The sequence below is a fragment of the Corynebacterium breve genome (genome assembly GCF_030252165.1).
GTDB classification, from domain to species: Bacteria; Actinomycetota; Actinomycetes; order Mycobacteriales; family Mycobacteriaceae; genus Corynebacterium; species Corynebacterium breve.
Window position 1 is genome coordinate 41,299 of record NZ_CP126969.1, and the last position, 14,757, is coordinate 56,055.

Annotated in this window: 18 protein-coding genes and 1 tRNA gene; 8 read left to right on the forward strand and 11 right to left on the reverse strand. The window is 59.1% G+C overall.

The features are described from left to right. Positions 1-10: 10 nt before the first annotated feature. From dprE2 to QP027_RS00220, 3 genes are all read right to left on the reverse strand, one after another. Positions 11-778: a decaprenylphospho-beta-D-erythro-pentofuranosid-2-ulose 2-reductase gene (gene dprE2, locus QP027_RS00210; RefSeq protein ID WP_284825190.1), complete on the reverse strand. Its 768-nt coding sequence runs from the start codon at positions 776-778 to the stop codon at positions 11-13. Between the two features lie 10 nt (positions 779-788). After that, positions 789-2,204 carry a decaprenylphosphoryl-beta-D-ribose oxidase gene (gene dprE1 / locus QP027_RS00215; protein ID WP_284825191.1) on the reverse strand — a complete coding sequence of 472 codons (1,416 nt, stop codon included), beginning with the start codon at positions 2,202-2,204 and terminating at the stop codon, positions 789-791. Positions 2,205-2,319: 115 nt separating this feature from the next. Beyond that, positions 2,320-2,538, reverse strand: a complete 219-nt coding sequence (locus QP027_RS00220; RefSeq protein ID WP_284825192.1) for a hypothetical protein — start codon at positions 2,536-2,538, stop codon at positions 2,320-2,322. 44 nt (positions 2,539-2,582) lie between these two features. Between QP027_RS00220 and QP027_RS00225 the strand changes: the two genes are divergently transcribed. From QP027_RS00225 to QP027_RS00245, 5 genes are read left to right on the forward strand one after another with little or no spacing between them, the layout of a single operon-like run. Next, positions 2,583-3,062, forward strand: coding sequence for a hypothetical protein (locus tag QP027_RS00225; RefSeq protein WP_284825193.1), 480 nt, complete (start codon positions 2,583-2,585; stop codon positions 3,060-3,062). Then, the gene (locus QP027_RS00230; RefSeq protein ID WP_284825194.1) at positions 3,059-3,475 is read left to right on the forward strand and encodes a hypothetical protein; all 417 of its coding nucleotides are present in this window, start codon (positions 3,059-3,061) and stop codon (positions 3,473-3,475) included. The genes QP027_RS00225 and QP027_RS00230 overlap by 4 nt, the downstream gene beginning before the upstream one ends. A gap of 28 nt (positions 3,476-3,503) precedes the next feature. Continuing rightward, positions 3,504-4,418, forward strand: coding sequence for a hypothetical protein (locus tag QP027_RS00235; RefSeq protein ID WP_284825195.1), 915 nt, complete (start codon positions 3,504-3,506; stop codon positions 4,416-4,418). Between the two features lie 11 nt (positions 4,419-4,429). Beyond that, positions 4,430-4,867: a GtrA family protein gene (locus QP027_RS00240; protein WP_284825196.1), complete on the forward strand. Its 438-nt coding sequence runs from the start codon at positions 4,430-4,432 to the stop codon at positions 4,865-4,867. A gap of 11 nt (positions 4,868-4,878) precedes the next feature. Further along, positions 4,879-5,370 carry a GtrA family protein gene (locus QP027_RS00245; protein WP_284825197.1) on the forward strand — a complete coding sequence of 164 codons (492 nt, stop codon included), beginning with the start codon at positions 4,879-4,881 and terminating at the stop codon, positions 5,368-5,370. Here QP027_RS00245 and glfT1 read toward each other — a convergent pair. The 3 genes from glfT1 to wzm all read right to left on the reverse strand — a co-directional run bounded on the left by glfT1 (position 5,367) and on the right by wzm (position 8,361). Further along, positions 5,367-6,287, reverse strand: a complete 921-nt coding sequence (gene glfT1 / locus QP027_RS00250; protein WP_284825198.1) for a galactofuranosyltransferase GlfT1 — start codon at positions 6,285-6,287, stop codon at positions 5,367-5,369. The two genes, QP027_RS00245 and glfT1, sit on opposite strands and share 4 nt — an antisense overlap. A gap of 412 nt (positions 6,288-6,699) precedes the next feature. Continuing rightward, the gene (wzt, locus tag QP027_RS00255) at positions 6,700-7,500 is read right to left on the reverse strand and encodes a galactan export ABC transporter ATP-binding subunit Wzt/RfbE (RefSeq protein ID WP_284825199.1); all 801 of its coding nucleotides are present in this window, start codon (positions 7,498-7,500) and stop codon (positions 6,700-6,702) included. A gap of 12 nt (positions 7,501-7,512) precedes the next feature. After that, complete coding sequence (gene wzm / locus QP027_RS00260) at positions 7,513-8,361, reverse strand: galactan export ABC transporter permease subunit Wzm/RfbD (RefSeq protein ID WP_432418638.1); 849 nt, start codon at positions 8,359-8,361, stop codon at positions 7,513-7,515. Between the two features lie 462 nt (positions 8,362-8,823). Here wzm and QP027_RS00265 point away from each other — a divergent pair, with 462 nt between their 5' ends. Beyond that, positions 8,824-10,065, forward strand: a complete 1,242-nt coding sequence (locus QP027_RS00265; protein ID WP_284825201.1) for an aminotransferase class V-fold PLP-dependent enzyme — start codon at positions 8,824-8,826, stop codon at positions 10,063-10,065. 4 nt (positions 10,066-10,069) lie between these two features. On the opposite strand, the gene QP027_RS00270 is transcribed toward QP027_RS00265, so the two are convergent. Then, positions 10,070-11,026 (reverse strand): NAD(P)H-quinone oxidoreductase, encoded by a 957-nt coding sequence (locus QP027_RS00270; RefSeq protein ID WP_284825202.1) that lies wholly within the window; start codon positions 11,024-11,026, stop codon positions 10,070-10,072. Positions 11,027-11,101: 75 nt separating this feature from the next. Here QP027_RS00270 and QP027_RS00275 point away from each other — a divergent pair. Next, positions 11,102-11,186: transfer RNA gene (locus QP027_RS00275), tRNA-Ser, on the forward strand. Positions 11,187-11,354: 168 nt separating this feature from the next. Further along, entirely contained in the window at positions 11,355-11,870 is a 516-nt protein-coding gene (locus tag QP027_RS00280) for a hypothetical protein (protein ID WP_284825203.1), read from the forward strand. An 87-nt stretch (positions 11,871-11,957) separates the two neighbouring features. Here QP027_RS00280 and QP027_RS00285 read toward each other — a convergent pair whose 3' ends face one another. The 4 genes from QP027_RS00285 to QP027_RS00300 all read right to left on the reverse strand — a co-directional run bounded on the left by QP027_RS00285 (position 11,958) and on the right by QP027_RS00300 (position 14,750). After that, positions 11,958-12,707 carry a sortase family protein gene (locus QP027_RS00285; RefSeq protein WP_284825204.1) on the reverse strand — a complete coding sequence of 250 codons (750 nt, stop codon included), beginning with the start codon at positions 12,705-12,707 and terminating at the stop codon, positions 11,958-11,960. 63 nt (positions 12,708-12,770) lie between these two features. After that, positions 12,771-13,823, reverse strand: a complete 1,053-nt coding sequence (locus QP027_RS00290) for a ThiF family adenylyltransferase (protein ID WP_284825205.1) — start codon at positions 13,821-13,823, stop codon at positions 12,771-12,773. Beyond that, entirely contained in the window at positions 13,823-14,284 is a 462-nt protein-coding gene (locus QP027_RS00295; RefSeq protein WP_284825206.1) for a molybdenum cofactor biosynthesis protein MoaE, read from the reverse strand. Before QP027_RS00295 ends, QP027_RS00290 begins: the two co-directional genes overlap by 1 nt. After that, positions 14,274-14,750 carry a MogA/MoaB family molybdenum cofactor biosynthesis protein gene (locus QP027_RS00300; protein WP_284825207.1) on the reverse strand — a complete coding sequence of 159 codons (477 nt, stop codon included), beginning with the start codon at positions 14,748-14,750 and terminating at the stop codon, positions 14,274-14,276. Before QP027_RS00300 ends, QP027_RS00295 begins: the two co-directional genes overlap by 11 nt. Positions 14,751-14,757: the final 7 nt, after the last annotated feature.

Sequence of the window (14,757 nt, forward strand, 5' to 3'; positions counted from 1 at the left end):
TCCTCCCAAATTACATGTTGAGCTTGCGCATGATCCCGGCCGGAATGTGCTGAAGCACCAAGGAGACAGGGCCAAATAGCTTGTGGACAAAGAGGGAAGAATCCCCCTTTAGGACGGACTCTACGGTTGCTTCCGCTACGTCGGAGACGTTGACGGTCAGCGGCGCTTCTTTTCCAAGATCCGCGGTCATCTTGGTGCGGACCTGACCCGGGCGGACAACCAGCACGTTGACGCCGAAGTCGCGCAGAGCCTCACCGAGCTGGGTGTAGAAGCCGTCGAGACCTGCCTTGGACGCGCCATAGACGAAGTTAGAACGACGCACGCGCATGCCTGCCACTGAGCTCAGCGCGACGATCGTGCCGTGGCCCTGCTGCTTCATTGCCTGGCCCAAGAGAACACCAACGGAGACTGGTGCGGTGTAGTTCAGCTGAGCCGACTCGACAGCGGCCTGCTGGTCCTGCCAGAGGCGTTCCTGGTCACCCAGGGAGCCGAACGCGACGATGGCAACGTCGACGTCGCCCGTGTCGAAGGCTTCCTTGATGACGCCGGGGTGGGTGTCAAAGGCGGTCGCGTCGAAGTCGATGACATTAACCTTGCTTGCGCCAGCATTTTCGATCTGGGTGACGGCGTCGTCGATACGCGGGGAATCCTTGCGGGCCGCGAGGGTGACTGTAGGGGAGCCGCCGCGGGAGACGAACTCCTCGACGATGCCGAGTCCGATCTCGGAGGTTCCGCCAAGAAGCAGAATGTTTTGTGCTTGGCCTACTGCATTGAGCATGAGTTTCTCCTTAGTGAAGTTCCAGACGGCGGGACATATCGGAAGCGAAGACACCGTTCGGGTCGATCGCATTGCGGGTCTTTAGCCAGCCATCGAGTCCTGGGTACATCTTGTGGAAATTCTCCGCGGAGGTACGGGATTCCTTGGCCAGGTAGAGGCGACCGCCGAATTCCATGACCTGCTTATCGATGCGGTCGAGGAATTCGTTCAGACCGTTGCGGATAGGGAAGTCCACGCAGACGTTCCAGCCCTTCATCGGGTAGGACAAAGGCGCACGGTTGCCCTCGCCGAACAGCTTGAACACGTTCAGCGCCGAGTAGTGGCCGGATGCCTGAATGTCGTAAATGATCTGCTTGAAAGGTTCAACAGCGTCAGTTGGAACAACGAACTGGTACTGCAAAAAGCCCTTCTTGCCGTAGCCACGGTTCCACTCCGCGATCATGTCCAGCGGCTGGTAGAACTGCGTCAGATTCTTTACGTCGTTCTGGGAGTCCTTGCCCATGGCGTAGTACAGCTCGCCGATGGTGTTGAGGGTGAGCTTGTTCATCGTCCAGGACGGGAAGATGTCTGGCACGGTCATCAGCTGTGGCGCGGTGAACTTCAGCGGATCGCGCGCAAGCTTCGGAGCGAGTTCTTCCAGCTGCGCCAGGGTTGCCAGGGAGCCACGCGAGATTGTGGAACGGCCGACCTTCGGCGCTGGGTTGATCGCGTCGAACCAAGCGGAGGAGTAGTCATAGTTGGCCTCGGCACCGTTGGAGTGCTCCTCGATGGTCTCGTCGAGGTTGTTGGTGCGCACGGTGTCAGAGATGAAGTAGGCCGTCTCGGTCTTCGTCATCTTGATCTTCGCGCGGACGATGATGCCGGTGAGGCCCATGCCACCGACGGTTGCCCAGAACAGGTCGCCGGATGGGTCGTCTGCAGAACCGTTTGGTTCGAGATGCAGGATGCGGCCGTCTGCGACGAGCAGTTCCATGGAGACAACGTGGTCGCCGAAAGAGCCGTCGGAGTGGTGGTTTTTGCCGTGGATGTCAGGTCCGATGGCGCCACCGATGGTGACCTGGCGGGTGCCGGGAAGGACTGGGACCCACAGGCCATACGGGATTGCAGCGCGCATGAGCTGGTCCAGGGTCACGCCACCATCGACATCGACGATTGCGGATTCAGGGTCGATCGAATGGATCTGGTTGAGCGACTGCATGTCGATGACCAGGCCACCAGCGTTTTGCGCTGGGTCACCGTAGGAGCGGCCCATGCCGCGGGCGATTACGCCGCGTCGTGCGTTGGATGGCAAAGACTCGTTCTGCTCTGCCACCATCTGAACAGCCTTTTGGATCATTTCGAGATCCGAAGTCTCCAGCACGTGCGCTGTCGTCGGAGCGGTACGGCCCCAGCCGTGAAGGGACTTTTCAGTAGTGTGTAGTTCCATCTTTTCCATTCTTTAACTCGATGGTTTCTGATGTGAATGGGTAGTTCCAACACACAACCCTACCGATGTGGCAGACGGCGGGGGTCAAAGAACGCTGTGAATTAGGTCGTATCTTTTAGAGGTCCATTAGCTCCTTGATTTCCTGTGGCAATTCCTCTTGAGAGGTGATCGTCGGCAAGCCTGCTGCCTTGTGTTCCGCGAGCAGTTCGTAGACGCGGGAGCGCGTTGTTGAATCGACAAGGGGTAGCTCCTGCGCCATGAGACGCACCATGTGATCGTCAAGAGGGACCTCAACGCGCTGGGCTGCGACATGTTCATTGTTGTTTGCGTTCATTCTGCTAACAGTACTGTGTCGGGCGCACAGTTAAGATGGGTGGCATGACTGCTCAAGAGACGCTTCTCGACGAAACAGAAGACCGCATCGATTACAACGCCTTAGACAACACCACTGGTGGGCGCGCCCTGCAGGCCGGTTTCTTAGCCGCGATCGTGGCCGTTCCCGACTATGTGGCATCGCGAGCTGGACGCTGGGCAACCACTGCCTCGCTGATCGTGGCCAACCTCGTGGCGGTTGCAGCATTCAACGCCTTTGATGAGGATCCGCGGAACGATTTCTCTGCCGTCCTAGACCGAGACGAGGCAGAGGAATCCATCGAGGTGGCATCGGTGGCTAAGACTTGGGCAACCGTGGGACTGCTGTTGGTGCTCTTGGTGGGTTCAGTTGTCTTGGGCTTCCGTTTTCAGAACATGGTGACAAATGCGCTGCGCAAGCGTGGTTGCACCCGTCCGAACACGGCCTTGGGGTTGACCTTGGCCACCTTGTACTTCGCCGGCGAAGAAGCGAAAGCACGCCTATGAGTGACCATCCGGTTCTTGCGGTCGTCGACAAGCAGGAGGGCACAACCGTCATCTGGCGAGTCGCAACCACTCCCGGTTTCGCACCACTGTCGGGCGCTTGGATCGTTGCAAGTGAGCAGGAAGTTACCCAGTTGACTCGGGATGCTGTAGTGATCTCGGTCGGTCAGTCGCTTAACGACGACACACCGACCACCTCCATATCTGCAATTGCGGAGGCAATGGGGGAGCAGGGGGTGAAAGATCTGCCGGATCTTGAATCTACTCCCGCGTACTCTGGCGAGCCCGAGGCGCAAGCAGCCTGGACCACCGCAGTGCAGGCAGCTCAGTTAGTAGAAGCGTGGCATGCAGGTGGCGCGCGGCGACGCACACGCGGTGAAGACACCGTGAGGGTGCTGCCGACACCGACAGCTTGAAAAAGCGGAAATCGCTACGCTGGGGTCTATGTCCAGCAAGCTACTTCGCTCTCTTACGCCCCGGAAGGTCATTGACCTTGCGGCGGAACGTGCAGCGCGCCGTGGCGAGCCAGCCGAGCACAACACCCTGATGGTGCGCGCCGGAGCCTACGTGGTCGATGAAGAGGTCATCCGTCACATTGGGATCGACGAGGCCATGACTCTCCAAGAGTGCCAACGCGTGCTCGTGACCTGCTTCAACCTCCCCGACGAGGGATCTCCCGCGAGGTTTACTCACGAAGTCGACGATGACGGCCGCCTCGAAATTTCTCGCCCTATCGGTGAATTGCTCCGCGAATCGGGCGACAGCCTCTTCTTTCACTGGGGCTTGTGGAGCTTCCACCTACACCTGGGCGAGAAATGGCCGCGCGATGAAGGGACTCCCCGCGCGCTGTGTATCGGTGGAATCGGCGAATTTCAAGGTCGTCCCTTCGACCTCACCGACGTGAATGCCGAACTGACCGGTACCGACACCGTGCAACAAGTACTGTCCAACGCGCGTGGAGAAGTGTGCCGAGTTATCGAGCGCACGCGCATCTTTGACTTTGTGCCCCTGCTCCAAGCAATGGATCTAGAACGGCCCACAGCGGTAGATGCTGAAACCCGCGAGATCTTGGCTGAGTTGCCCCTAGAGCAAGACGACGAGCCGGTGGATGCATTCTGGTCCACGGTGCTGGGGCTTTCCTGCCTTGCCGACGAGCCACTGACCGACACCGTCATCGAGGACACCATGAACGCGCTGCGGTGGGGAAGCCCCGAAGAGCTTTCAGCCGACGACATCAAGAAGCTTTGCTCGGAGTCGCTTGACGTGCTGGCATCGGTGGGGGCTTATGGAACAGATGCTGGATCCACGGTGGATCGCCTAGACATCTACCGTGAGTTGATTCGCCAGACAAACGGGTAGACTCTACCGGCGTGCCAACATCACCGAAGAAAGAGCGCCGTTTCGACGACAATAGCGCGCTTGTCCAGCTTGTCCGCTTCACCACCGTGGGCATCTTTACCGCCCTCATCGACTGGTCTTTGACCATTTTCTTCATTGACGTTATCGGTTGGCCTCGCCAGGTGGGCAAGGCGATTGGCTGGGTGTTCGGCACGTTGGCTGCCTACTTGCTCAACTCGCGCTACACCTTTAAATCGGAAGTCTCCGCGAAAAAGGCTGCCGCGGTATTTACGCTGTATGCTTCGACATTCTTGATCCAGCAGCTGATCTTCTGGGTGACCAACGAACCACTCATGGCCATGGGATTCCAAGGCGCCACCAAGAACACGATTTCGTTTGTGCTCGCGCAGGCTGTAGCGACCATCACCAATTTTGTGTTGCAGCGGGTGCTGATCTTCAAGGCAAAGTAGGCTGAGGCGTTATGGCCGACCCGATTTCTACCGCATGGGCGGCGCTTCGGGCAGCAAACCTGCACAAGTCCGACGCGCTGCACGCTCAGGCTGCGCGATTTGGCGCCACCGGCGCGATCTCTGCGGGTGTCGATGTCACCTTGACCTGGCTGTTGCAGATTGGCCTCGGGGTTCTCGGCCAAGGTTGGGCTCGTTCGGTGGGATACGTTGCCGGAACTTTCGTGGCCTACCTACTCAATCGCCGCTTTACCTTCCGGGCGCAGTTTTCCAAGCGGAGGTTTGTTGCGGTCATTGCGCTGTACACGCTGAGTTGGCTGGCTAACGTGGAGCTTTACCACCGCATTTTTGTCTGGCTGCATGAAGCTACGGTGCTCACGGAAACACCGGTGCTCCTGATCGCTTATGCGATCTCGCAGGGCTTGATCACCGTGGTGAACTTCGTGGTCCAACGGTCGGTGATCTTCCGGCCGCCTCGGGGCACCACGACCAAGTTCACTAGCTAGGGACGGCGGAAATCCTCGCGGGCGCCCATACGTAGCAGCTTGAGCCACTGGAAAAATTCTTTCGGACTCTTGCGTTGGATCAAGAAGAACCAACCAAAACGAACTACTTCCTGCAGCTGCATCGCCTTCATGCCGCGCTGGCCGATGATGTAGCCGCGGTTGCGATACGTGAAAAAACGCTTGGTCGGATTATCCGGGTACTGCGCGTGCGCGCGTCCGCCCATGATCGGGTGGAACTCGCTGGAGCCGTCCGGGTGTACGTACGCGGTGGTCAGGGCGGTGCCGTAGCTTAGTCCAGACTGGGAGAGCCGACGGTGGTACTCCACCTCGTCGCCACGGATGAACAGGCGGTAGTCAGGAACCCCGATGCGTTCCATCGCGGAAGCTGCGATAAGTGCGCCATTAAATAAAGAGGCGTAATCAGGCAGGAAATCGCCTTCGAGCTCTTCACGACGACGGTGCCACACCAAACCTTGGCGCAGGGGAAAAGCGAGCTTGTCTGGGGCCTCGATGTTGCAGACTACGGGCGAGACTTGGTGCAGCTTCTCACGCGCCGCCACACGGTAGAGCTCTTCAAGGACCGAGTTATCCGCTGGGCGACCGTCATCGTCGGCACACCAGATTGCGTCGGCTCCGAGGGCGAGAGCGTGAAGGAAGCCGTAAGCAAAACCACCCGCACCGCCAAGATTGGTGTGGGAGGCGAGGTAAACTCCGCGCTGGCCGGCGAGATCAGAAACTAGCTGCTTAACTGCTTCTTCTGCGCCATTATCCACGACAATGACCCAGCCAATCGGATGTGTCTGGGACACGACCTGCTCTAGTGAGTTGCGCAGTAACTCGACACGTTTGTGGGTGACGATAACTGCGGCGGTGGTTCCGTGAGGGTCAAGCGTGGGGGTTTCCCGAGATTCCGACATAGCGCTTATTGTGCCACTTCGGGCCAGCTGCCGTGTGCGCAGGATTGCGGTAGGCCAGTCTGCCCCTATCTGGGGGACAGAATTAAAGGAATTCAATAATGGTTTTGCAACGCAAATTGCAGCATAAAACTTGTCATGCTAATTTAGAAATTGCGACTAAAGAATAAGTGGATTAAAACTGAATGTTCTTTCTGGTGTGGATATTCAGCGGAGCACGCGACCGGACTCTTCTCACTGGTTGCGCCCACATTATTCTTGGCGCCCATCGCATTGGAGGCACGGCTTCAATGCACCTTCCGAAGGTTTTAGCCTTCTGGTTGGCGCAATCCCCCGCGGGGACAGTGGTACGGCACTGTTCTAGCGGGGGATTGTGTTGTCTAGAGAACTTTTCAATTTTCGAGTGGGGGTAGCCCTACTCTCTATTGTCCTCGTTGTGGAAACGATCGATCATGCGGCGAACATGATCGCCCGCTTCCTTGCCCTCGTAGGCTTCGACGACGTCGTCGACAAGCCCCGCCTGACGAATCTGGCCATGATCGATCCACAACCCAGTAGTACACAGTTGGGCTAGAAAGTCGTTGGAGTGCGAGGCGAAGACAAGGATGCCGGAGCGTTCCACCATCTCGGAAAGTCGTACGCGAGCTTTGGCCATGAAGGCGGCGTCGACGGCGCCGATGCCTTCGTCGAGAAGCAAAATCTCGGGCTCGATGGACGTGACCACGCCGAGGGCCAAGCGCACGCGCATGCCGGTGGAGTAGGTTCGCAGTGGCATGGCAAGGTAATCACCAAGCTCGGAAAACTCAGCGATGTCGTCCATCTTCTTCTTCATCTGCTTGCGCGATTGACCTAGGAAGAGTCCTCGGATGATGATGTTCTCGTAGCCGGAGATCTCGGGGTCCATGCCCACACCCAGGTCGAAGACGGGAGCTACGCGACCACGGACATCAGCGACGCCACGGGTGGGCTCGTAGATGCCGGAGAGTAGGCGCAACAAGGTGGACTTACCTGCGCCGTTGTGGCCGACGAGGCCAACGCGGTCGCCTTCGCGCAGGTGGAGGTTGATGTCTTTGAGTGCCTCGACGACGACGGTATTGGCGTCGTTCTTGCCCAATGCGCCACCGGCGGTGGAGAGCATGGCTTTTTTAAGGGAGCGGGATTTAGCGTCGAAGATGGGGAAGTCAACGCAGGCGTTGTAAGTATCGATTGAAACCATGGTGAGTGCCTCCTAGACCCAGTAACTTACGCGGAAGCGCCACTGGCGCATGGTCAAAAGGGCAAGGCCAAGGCCGACAAAAGTGCAGGCCAGGACGATCCACCAGTGATAAGCGGCGGCCTCGCCACCGACCATCGGCTGGCGGACGATTTCTAGGTAGTGGAAAAGCGGGTTGATCTCGGCGATCATGGCGCGGTTGGCTACTTCGCCGCCCTGTTGCTTCAGGGTTTCTGTGGTCCACACGATCGGCGTTACGTAGAACGCCAGCTGCACTAGGGCTTCAAGCAGTGGTGCCACGTCGCGGAAGCGTGTTGCGATGATGCCGAAGAACATGGCTACCCAGACACCGTTAATGATGAGAAGCGCTAAGGCTGGGATGGCCATCAGCATCTTCCAAGTCACCGGGATATCGAAAATAATCAGCAGAATGACCCAAATCACCAGGTTGTGGGCAAGGAAGAGGGCTTGGCGCCATACCAGGCGGTAGACGTGCACTGATAGCGCTGAGGGGAGCTGTTTGATCAGGCCTTCGTTGTCGATGAAGACGTTAGAGCCTTCGTTGATGCAGCCGGAGAGGAAGCCCCAGATGATAAAGCCCACGGTGACGTGGGGGAGGAAGTACGCGATGTCGATCTGGAAAAGCATCGAATACAGTAAGCCCAGCGCAACTGCCATGACACCGGTGGCGATAGTGATCCACAAAGGGCCTAGGGTGCTGCGGCGGTAGCGCTGCTTGATGTCCTGCCAGCCCAGCTGCAGCCACAGTTCGTATTGGTTCCAGCCTCGCACAAGGTCAGCGAAGGCTGCCTTGAAGGTCTTTGACTCCGATTGGGGAGTGGCGTCGCTTGCGTCTGACGTCATGCGGGCGACGTCGTCGCGGAGTTTGGTTTTATCCAGCACGATTATTCAGCCTAGTCGGGTGGGGGTTGTTTCTGGTCGAAGGGTGAAGTGAGGTCGAGGTGATTTCCGCCGAGGCGAACAAATAATCTCTGCGATCATTATTAAGTCCTGCAAACCTGAGTAAATTGTAAGTATAAGGGGTAATAATTTTTTAATTTCCTCTTGGCGTTAGCTTAAAGGCGGGTGTCGGTATAGTGTAACTATCAACCTTCAACCTGCGGGATAGCTTCAGTTGCCACATGGGTTCAAGTCGCTTTAGAGTAAGACCATCTGTTTTCACCTTTGGCCGTTTGAATCCTGAGAAACTTCTTCTTGGCGCGACTGTGGCAGACTAGTTGAATGTGACAAGAAAAGCGTGGCGAGACTCCGCACAGGGCGAAGTCGAATGCGCCACAGACGTGTGGATTAAGAAAGGAGTGCAACGTGACTTACGACGTATATCAGGTACGTGGACTGTACACCTCTCTTTCTGATGGTTGGACCTACCTCAACGCGCATGACTGTCCGCAAATCCCTGAGCGAGTGTCCGCTGCTGTTGCACGCTCATTCCGTATGGCAACGCAGGCGGTGCGTCCAGACCAAGCCACGGGAAACCGCGTTGTCGGCGCAGTGGGTAAGCCAGAAGGCCTGGGCTTTATCGACGATGCGCGCCACGCCATCGCAGATCTAGTCGGGGCAGCGCCTGAATGCGTTGTTCTCGGCCCGAATCTTCCAGCTCTCTACGCCGCGCTGGCTTCTTCGATGCGTCCTTTTTTCCGTTACAACTCGTCGATAGTGCTGTCCGCGATGGACGATCCGGCGCTGCTAGTCGGCTTCAAGGACGTCAAAGCGGAAACACGTTGGGCCCAGCCGGATCTGGGGACCGGCGAGCTGCCAAGCTACCAGTATGACGAGCTTGTCGACGGCTCCACCCGCCTCGTCAGCGTGCCCGCCGCCCACGGCCTGCTGGGCACCGTTGCCCCTGTCACCGAAATCATCGACCGCGTTCGCGATCACTCACGCGCCTGGGTGCTTGTCGACGCCACCGCCTACGCCCCGTACCGCGTAGTAAACCCCGGCGCCTGGGGCGCAGACATCGTGGCGCTTGACGTATCCGCGCTCGGCGGCCCGCAGGTCGCAGCGCTCGTGTTCCGCGATGAGGCAATGTTCCGTCGCCTTGACACGATTTCCCCGCAGAACTCTAATTCCGGCGCCTGCAAGCTGAGCCTTGATGTCTCGGCGGGCCTTGCCGGCGGCGTTTCCCCGCTGGTGGATCACTTGGCCAATTTGGTTCCCCACCCCGACGAGGAAGCGAGCCGACGTGATCGCCTTACTCACTCAATGGTGGAGCTCGGCCTGTACCTCGACAACCTGCGCGATGATCTGTACACGTTCCTGGGCACGCTTCCTGCGGTACACATCTTGGGTGTGTCCGGCGAAGCCGCCGCCGATGCAGAGCCGAACCGCTTGCCACGCTTGTCCTTCGGGGTGCGTGGTGTCCCTGCGGAGATGGTGTACCAGCGTCTCGTCGACAATCGCCTGATCACAACGGTGACCCCGCGCTCCCAGCTCCTGCAAGACATGGGTGTCGATGAAATCGGTGGCGCAGTAACGGTGGCGCTTGGACCGTTTATCAGGGAGTCTGACGTGGATCACCTGATCCGCGTCGTGGCCTCCCTGGCGTAAGTTTCTAAACCTCGAGGACGAGCTTGCCGGTGACCGCGCCGGATTCCAAAAGCTCGTGGGCCTTCGCGGCCTCGGCGAGCGGCAATATCTGGTCGATCGTCGTGACGATCTGGCCGGACTCGATTAGCGGCCAGACATTCTCCACGGTAGAAGCGCAGATCTCTGCCTTTTGCTCGATCGGACGAGCACGCAGCGTCGTCGCATGCACAGATTGGCGGCGTGGCATCATGCGAGCAATCGGCAGCGTCCCCTTCGGGCCTCCCTGGACTGCGATGACGATCAACTTCCCGTCCGTAGCCAGGCAGCGCACGTTGTCCTCAAGGTACGGCCCGCCCACAATGTCCAGGATGATATTGCAGGAGCCCTTGAGCTTGTCGACGAACGACTCGTCCTTGTAATTGACTAAAATATCCGCGCCGAGTGCCTTGCAATGGTCAAGTTTTTCTTGCGAACCGGCGGTCACAGCGACCTCGGCGCCCATCGCCTTGCACATTTGGATTGCGAAAGAGCCGATTCCGCCGCCACCGCCGTGGATGAGGACTCGGTCACCTGCCTTAAGGCCAGCGAGCATGCCCAAGTTTGCCCACACGGTGCACGCGACCTCGACGATGCTGGCGGTATCGACTAGGGAGAATCCCTCCGGTAAACGCATGAGCTGACCTTCCGGTACCGCGACGAGCTCGCCGTAGCCGCCACCCGCGAGCAGGCAGCCGACTTCCTCGCCCACGGTGCGGTCCGTGTCGCCAGCATCAACAATGGTTCCTGCGCATTCCAGGCCCATAATGTCGGTCACACCGGGAGGAGGCGGGTACATACCTTTGGCCTGCACCACATCGCCTCGGTTCACGCCGGCTGCCGCCACCTTGACCAAGACTTCGCCAGGTTGTAGCACCGGATCGGGCAGCTCCGTCAGTTCGAGGGAGCGGGGATCGTCTGGATTTGTCTGTGCAATTGCCTTCATGGGACCCACATTAGATGAGTTGGGAAGGCCATGGGGTACACTTTTTAAGTCGCAACGCACGCTGCTTTGCGACGAGGAGATGTGGCAGAGCGGCCGAATGCACTGGTCTTGAAAACCAGCGAGGGTCAAACCTCCGGGGGTTCAAATCCCCCCGTCTCCGCAGGTAAATTGGCGTTCATTGCCGTGTAAACTGGGTTCTTATGTAGCTGTCGCTGCGTTTGGGCCCAGTTTTTGTTTGTGTCAGCGCAGGCTGGCTGGCGATTCTGCTACGCTACAAACGTTAATCACAAAAATCACATGCGCAACAACGGATCCTAGGTGATGTCTGATGGGTAGGCACAGGAAGCCAGAGGTCTCTGAGGAAACTTCCACGGAAGAGACCACCGATCCGGTAAAGACCACCGAGCCAACCACTCCTAAGTGTGAGCCAGCAGGTTCTTCTTGTGGTTCCGCAATCGGCCTTCTGCCTTTGATCCTTCTTCTGGGTAGCTCCGGCGGCAGCTCCGGAAGCTCCACCTGGTTCCTGAACAACGACGGCTCCACCTACGTTTCCTCTGAGGACCGCGTAGACGAGGTTCCTACTCCAGAAGAGAAGGAAAAGTCTGACGAAATCAAGGAAGAGCACGCAGACGAGATCAAGGAGCAGGGCAAGAAGCCAGTTCCTGAGGCTCCAGCTAAGGGTGCACCTGCAAAGGGCGCTCCAGCTAAGCAGGCTCCTGAGTCCGCACGTGGCATTTCCGCTAACACCGGCGACAACTCCGCTGCACAGGGCCTCGTTGCTCTGGCGATCGCAGCAATGCTCGGCGTTGCAGCATTCGCAACCCGCCGTCACTTCTCTGCATAAGAAGTAACACGCATTAACTCAACTGCCCCTCCTGCCAACACGGCGGAGGGGCAGTTTTGTGTTTGCTATCGGCGCAGGTGGTCGTCGTTAAGCATGCACTTCAGAAGCTGGAACAACTCCGTCGAATTGCCAGCCGACAACGGCGTTGCGCACGGAAAGCTGGGAGAAGTCCGCGGGCTGGATGCAGCTGATGGTGAGAAGGCGGCCAGGCATTGGCTCGTCGCCCCAAATCGCGGTGTTGTAGGCAAGTCCGGGTTTCTCTGGCTCGTGGGTGTCGGTGGCGGTGTAGGCCAGCCAGTTCTCGCCGGATGCCTCGGTGCGGAGGTACATCACGTCCCCGAGGGTGATCTTGTGCTCGAAGGTCGCTCCGTCGTAGAGGTTGTCAAACACGCCTGGGGTGTAGGAACCGGTGTGGCCCGCAATCACGGTGATGTCCTCGGCGGTAGACCCCGGCAGGACGTAAGGCTTATCGTCAGCCGTATAGGTGCAGGCCAGATCCATCGTTGCAGGGTCGATGGCGCCGTTAGTGGTTCGGCACGGACCGCCTTCGAAGCTTGCGTCGATGTTTAGCGAAGGGATAACCATTTCCTTGGCTGCGGAAGGCGCGACCTCGACATCGAGCTTTGCCTCGGAAGTCTCTTCGGTAGATTCTTCCGAGGTCTTTTCCGTCGAAGACTCAGTGGCGGATTCAGTTGAGCTGGATTCCGGCGACGTGCTAGACGATGGCGCAGCGCCACCCTGGGGCTCTTCCGGGGAATTGCTGCAGGCCACGGCGCCCACGGCGGTGAGCAAGATCGCAGCGGACGTGGCTAGAAGTGCGCGGGAACGAATAGTCATGAGAACTGATCTTCCTTGGCTAGAGGCTCCCGAGGGGAGAAAGCAGTACTCGTGTCACTCTAGTTAACTGTTACTTGGGGGCAAGTCAACATTCTTATGAGTTTGCTGCCAACGCTCGATGCCCCCACGCAGGTTGACTAAACCAGTCACACCCCGGGCCGCGAGCGCTTCGATGGCCTGCGCCGATCGACCGCCCACCGCGCAGTGCACAACAGCAGGGCCTGCAACATTCTCCCCGGCGAGAATCCGGCTCAGCGGCACATTCACAGCACCTGGGATGTGGAACTGCTCAAACTCGTCAGGCTCGCGCACATCGATGACCGTGGCACCGGCGGGAATCTCATCTACTGCCGGCACATCGGGCTGTACCTGCAGTGGAGGGTCGTTTTCCAACACCCGCTGAGTCACCGCCGGATCGCCGACCACGGGGACGCATTCCCAAGTCCCCGCTAGAGAATCGAAATAACCAAGCTTGCCGACGAGCACCTCACCCACACCAATCAGCACCTTCAGAGCTTCCATCGCCATGGCAGAGCCGGTCACACCGACAACGGGCCCGAGGACCCCAGCCTGGGCACACGAAGGGACGACGCCGGGCGCAGGCGGGGCGGGGAAGAGATCCTCGTAGATTGGCCCGTGGCCGGCCCAGAAGACCGACATTTGCGATTCGTAGCCCAGAATCGAACCCCACACGTGAGGAATCCCCAAGCGTGCCGCCGCGTGTGATGCGATGTGGCGCGTATCAAAGTTGTCGGCACCATCAAGAATCACGTCGGTATCGGCCAGCAATTCCATGGCGTTAGCCCAGGTCAGGCGTTGCGCTATGCGCACTACTTCCACGTCGGGGTTCAATGCGGCCATCGCTCGGGCAGCCGAATCCACCTTCTTCTCGCCGACCGTCTCGGTGGAGTGGATGACTTGGCGGTGGAGGTTGGACAGGTCGACCACGTCGTCGTCGATAAGCGAAATGCGCCCCACTCCGGCACCCGCCAGATACAGCAACGCCGGAGACCCCAGCCCGCCCGCGCCAATGACGGCGACGTGGGAATCCAACAGGCGCTCTTGCGCCTCGGGGCCGGTCAGGGTGATTTGGCGACGGTACCTCGCAACATCCATCAGTCCAGCCCTACCCACTGCGTGTGGCCCTCTGCCAGCTTCTGCTCCTTCCAGATCGGCACCTCGGCCTTCACACGGTCGGCCAGTTCGGAGCACGCAGCAAACGCATCTCCACGGTGTGCCGCCGCAGCCAACACGAGAAACGCGGCCTCGCCAATTGGAATGGGCCCAGTGCGGTGGGCGGTCCACAGCCGCACATTCGGGTGCTTGGCGACGACCTCCTGAGCCACCCGCTTGATCTCGTCATCAGCAGTGGGGTGCGCGGTGTACTCCAGGTTGGCCACGCGCTGCCCGCCGTCATGATCGCGCACAATGCCCTCGAAGGTGACTAAGGCTCCCATGGCGCGGGTGATCGTCGTCAAGCGTGCCTGGGGGAGGTGTTCTTCAAGGCGGCCCGACGTCATGAATGCATCGAGTAGCTTGCCGGTTTGCTCGGCGACATAAGCGGGATCAGTGGCCATGATGTCCTTCCAGGGAGTCGATGATGTGGTTGAGCACGGGGGCAAGCACTGCGCAGCCGTCTTTCACACCGCCGCGAGAGCCGGGCAGGGTCATAACGAACGTGCGACCTCGGGTGCCTGCGAGCGCACGCGACACCACTGCCATCGGGGTGTTTTTCAGGCCCTCTTGCCAAAAAGCATGCACCAAGCCGGGGATCTCACGCTCGATGTAGGGGCTGACGATCTCCACTGTGCGATCGTCGGGAGACAACCCGGTGCCACCCGAGGTCAAGAGCACGCTCGGGAGCTCCGCGCGGGTGAAGATCTCATCGATGGTGGCAGGAAGATCGTGGTCGGACACGACCAGCGCTTCTGGAGTGTCAAAGCCTTGAGCACGCAGGAAATCCACCGCTACGGGGCCCGAGGTGTCCTCGTAGACGCCTTGCGACGCCCGCGTGGACGAAACTACAACCAAACCGGTACGCATGGGTGCT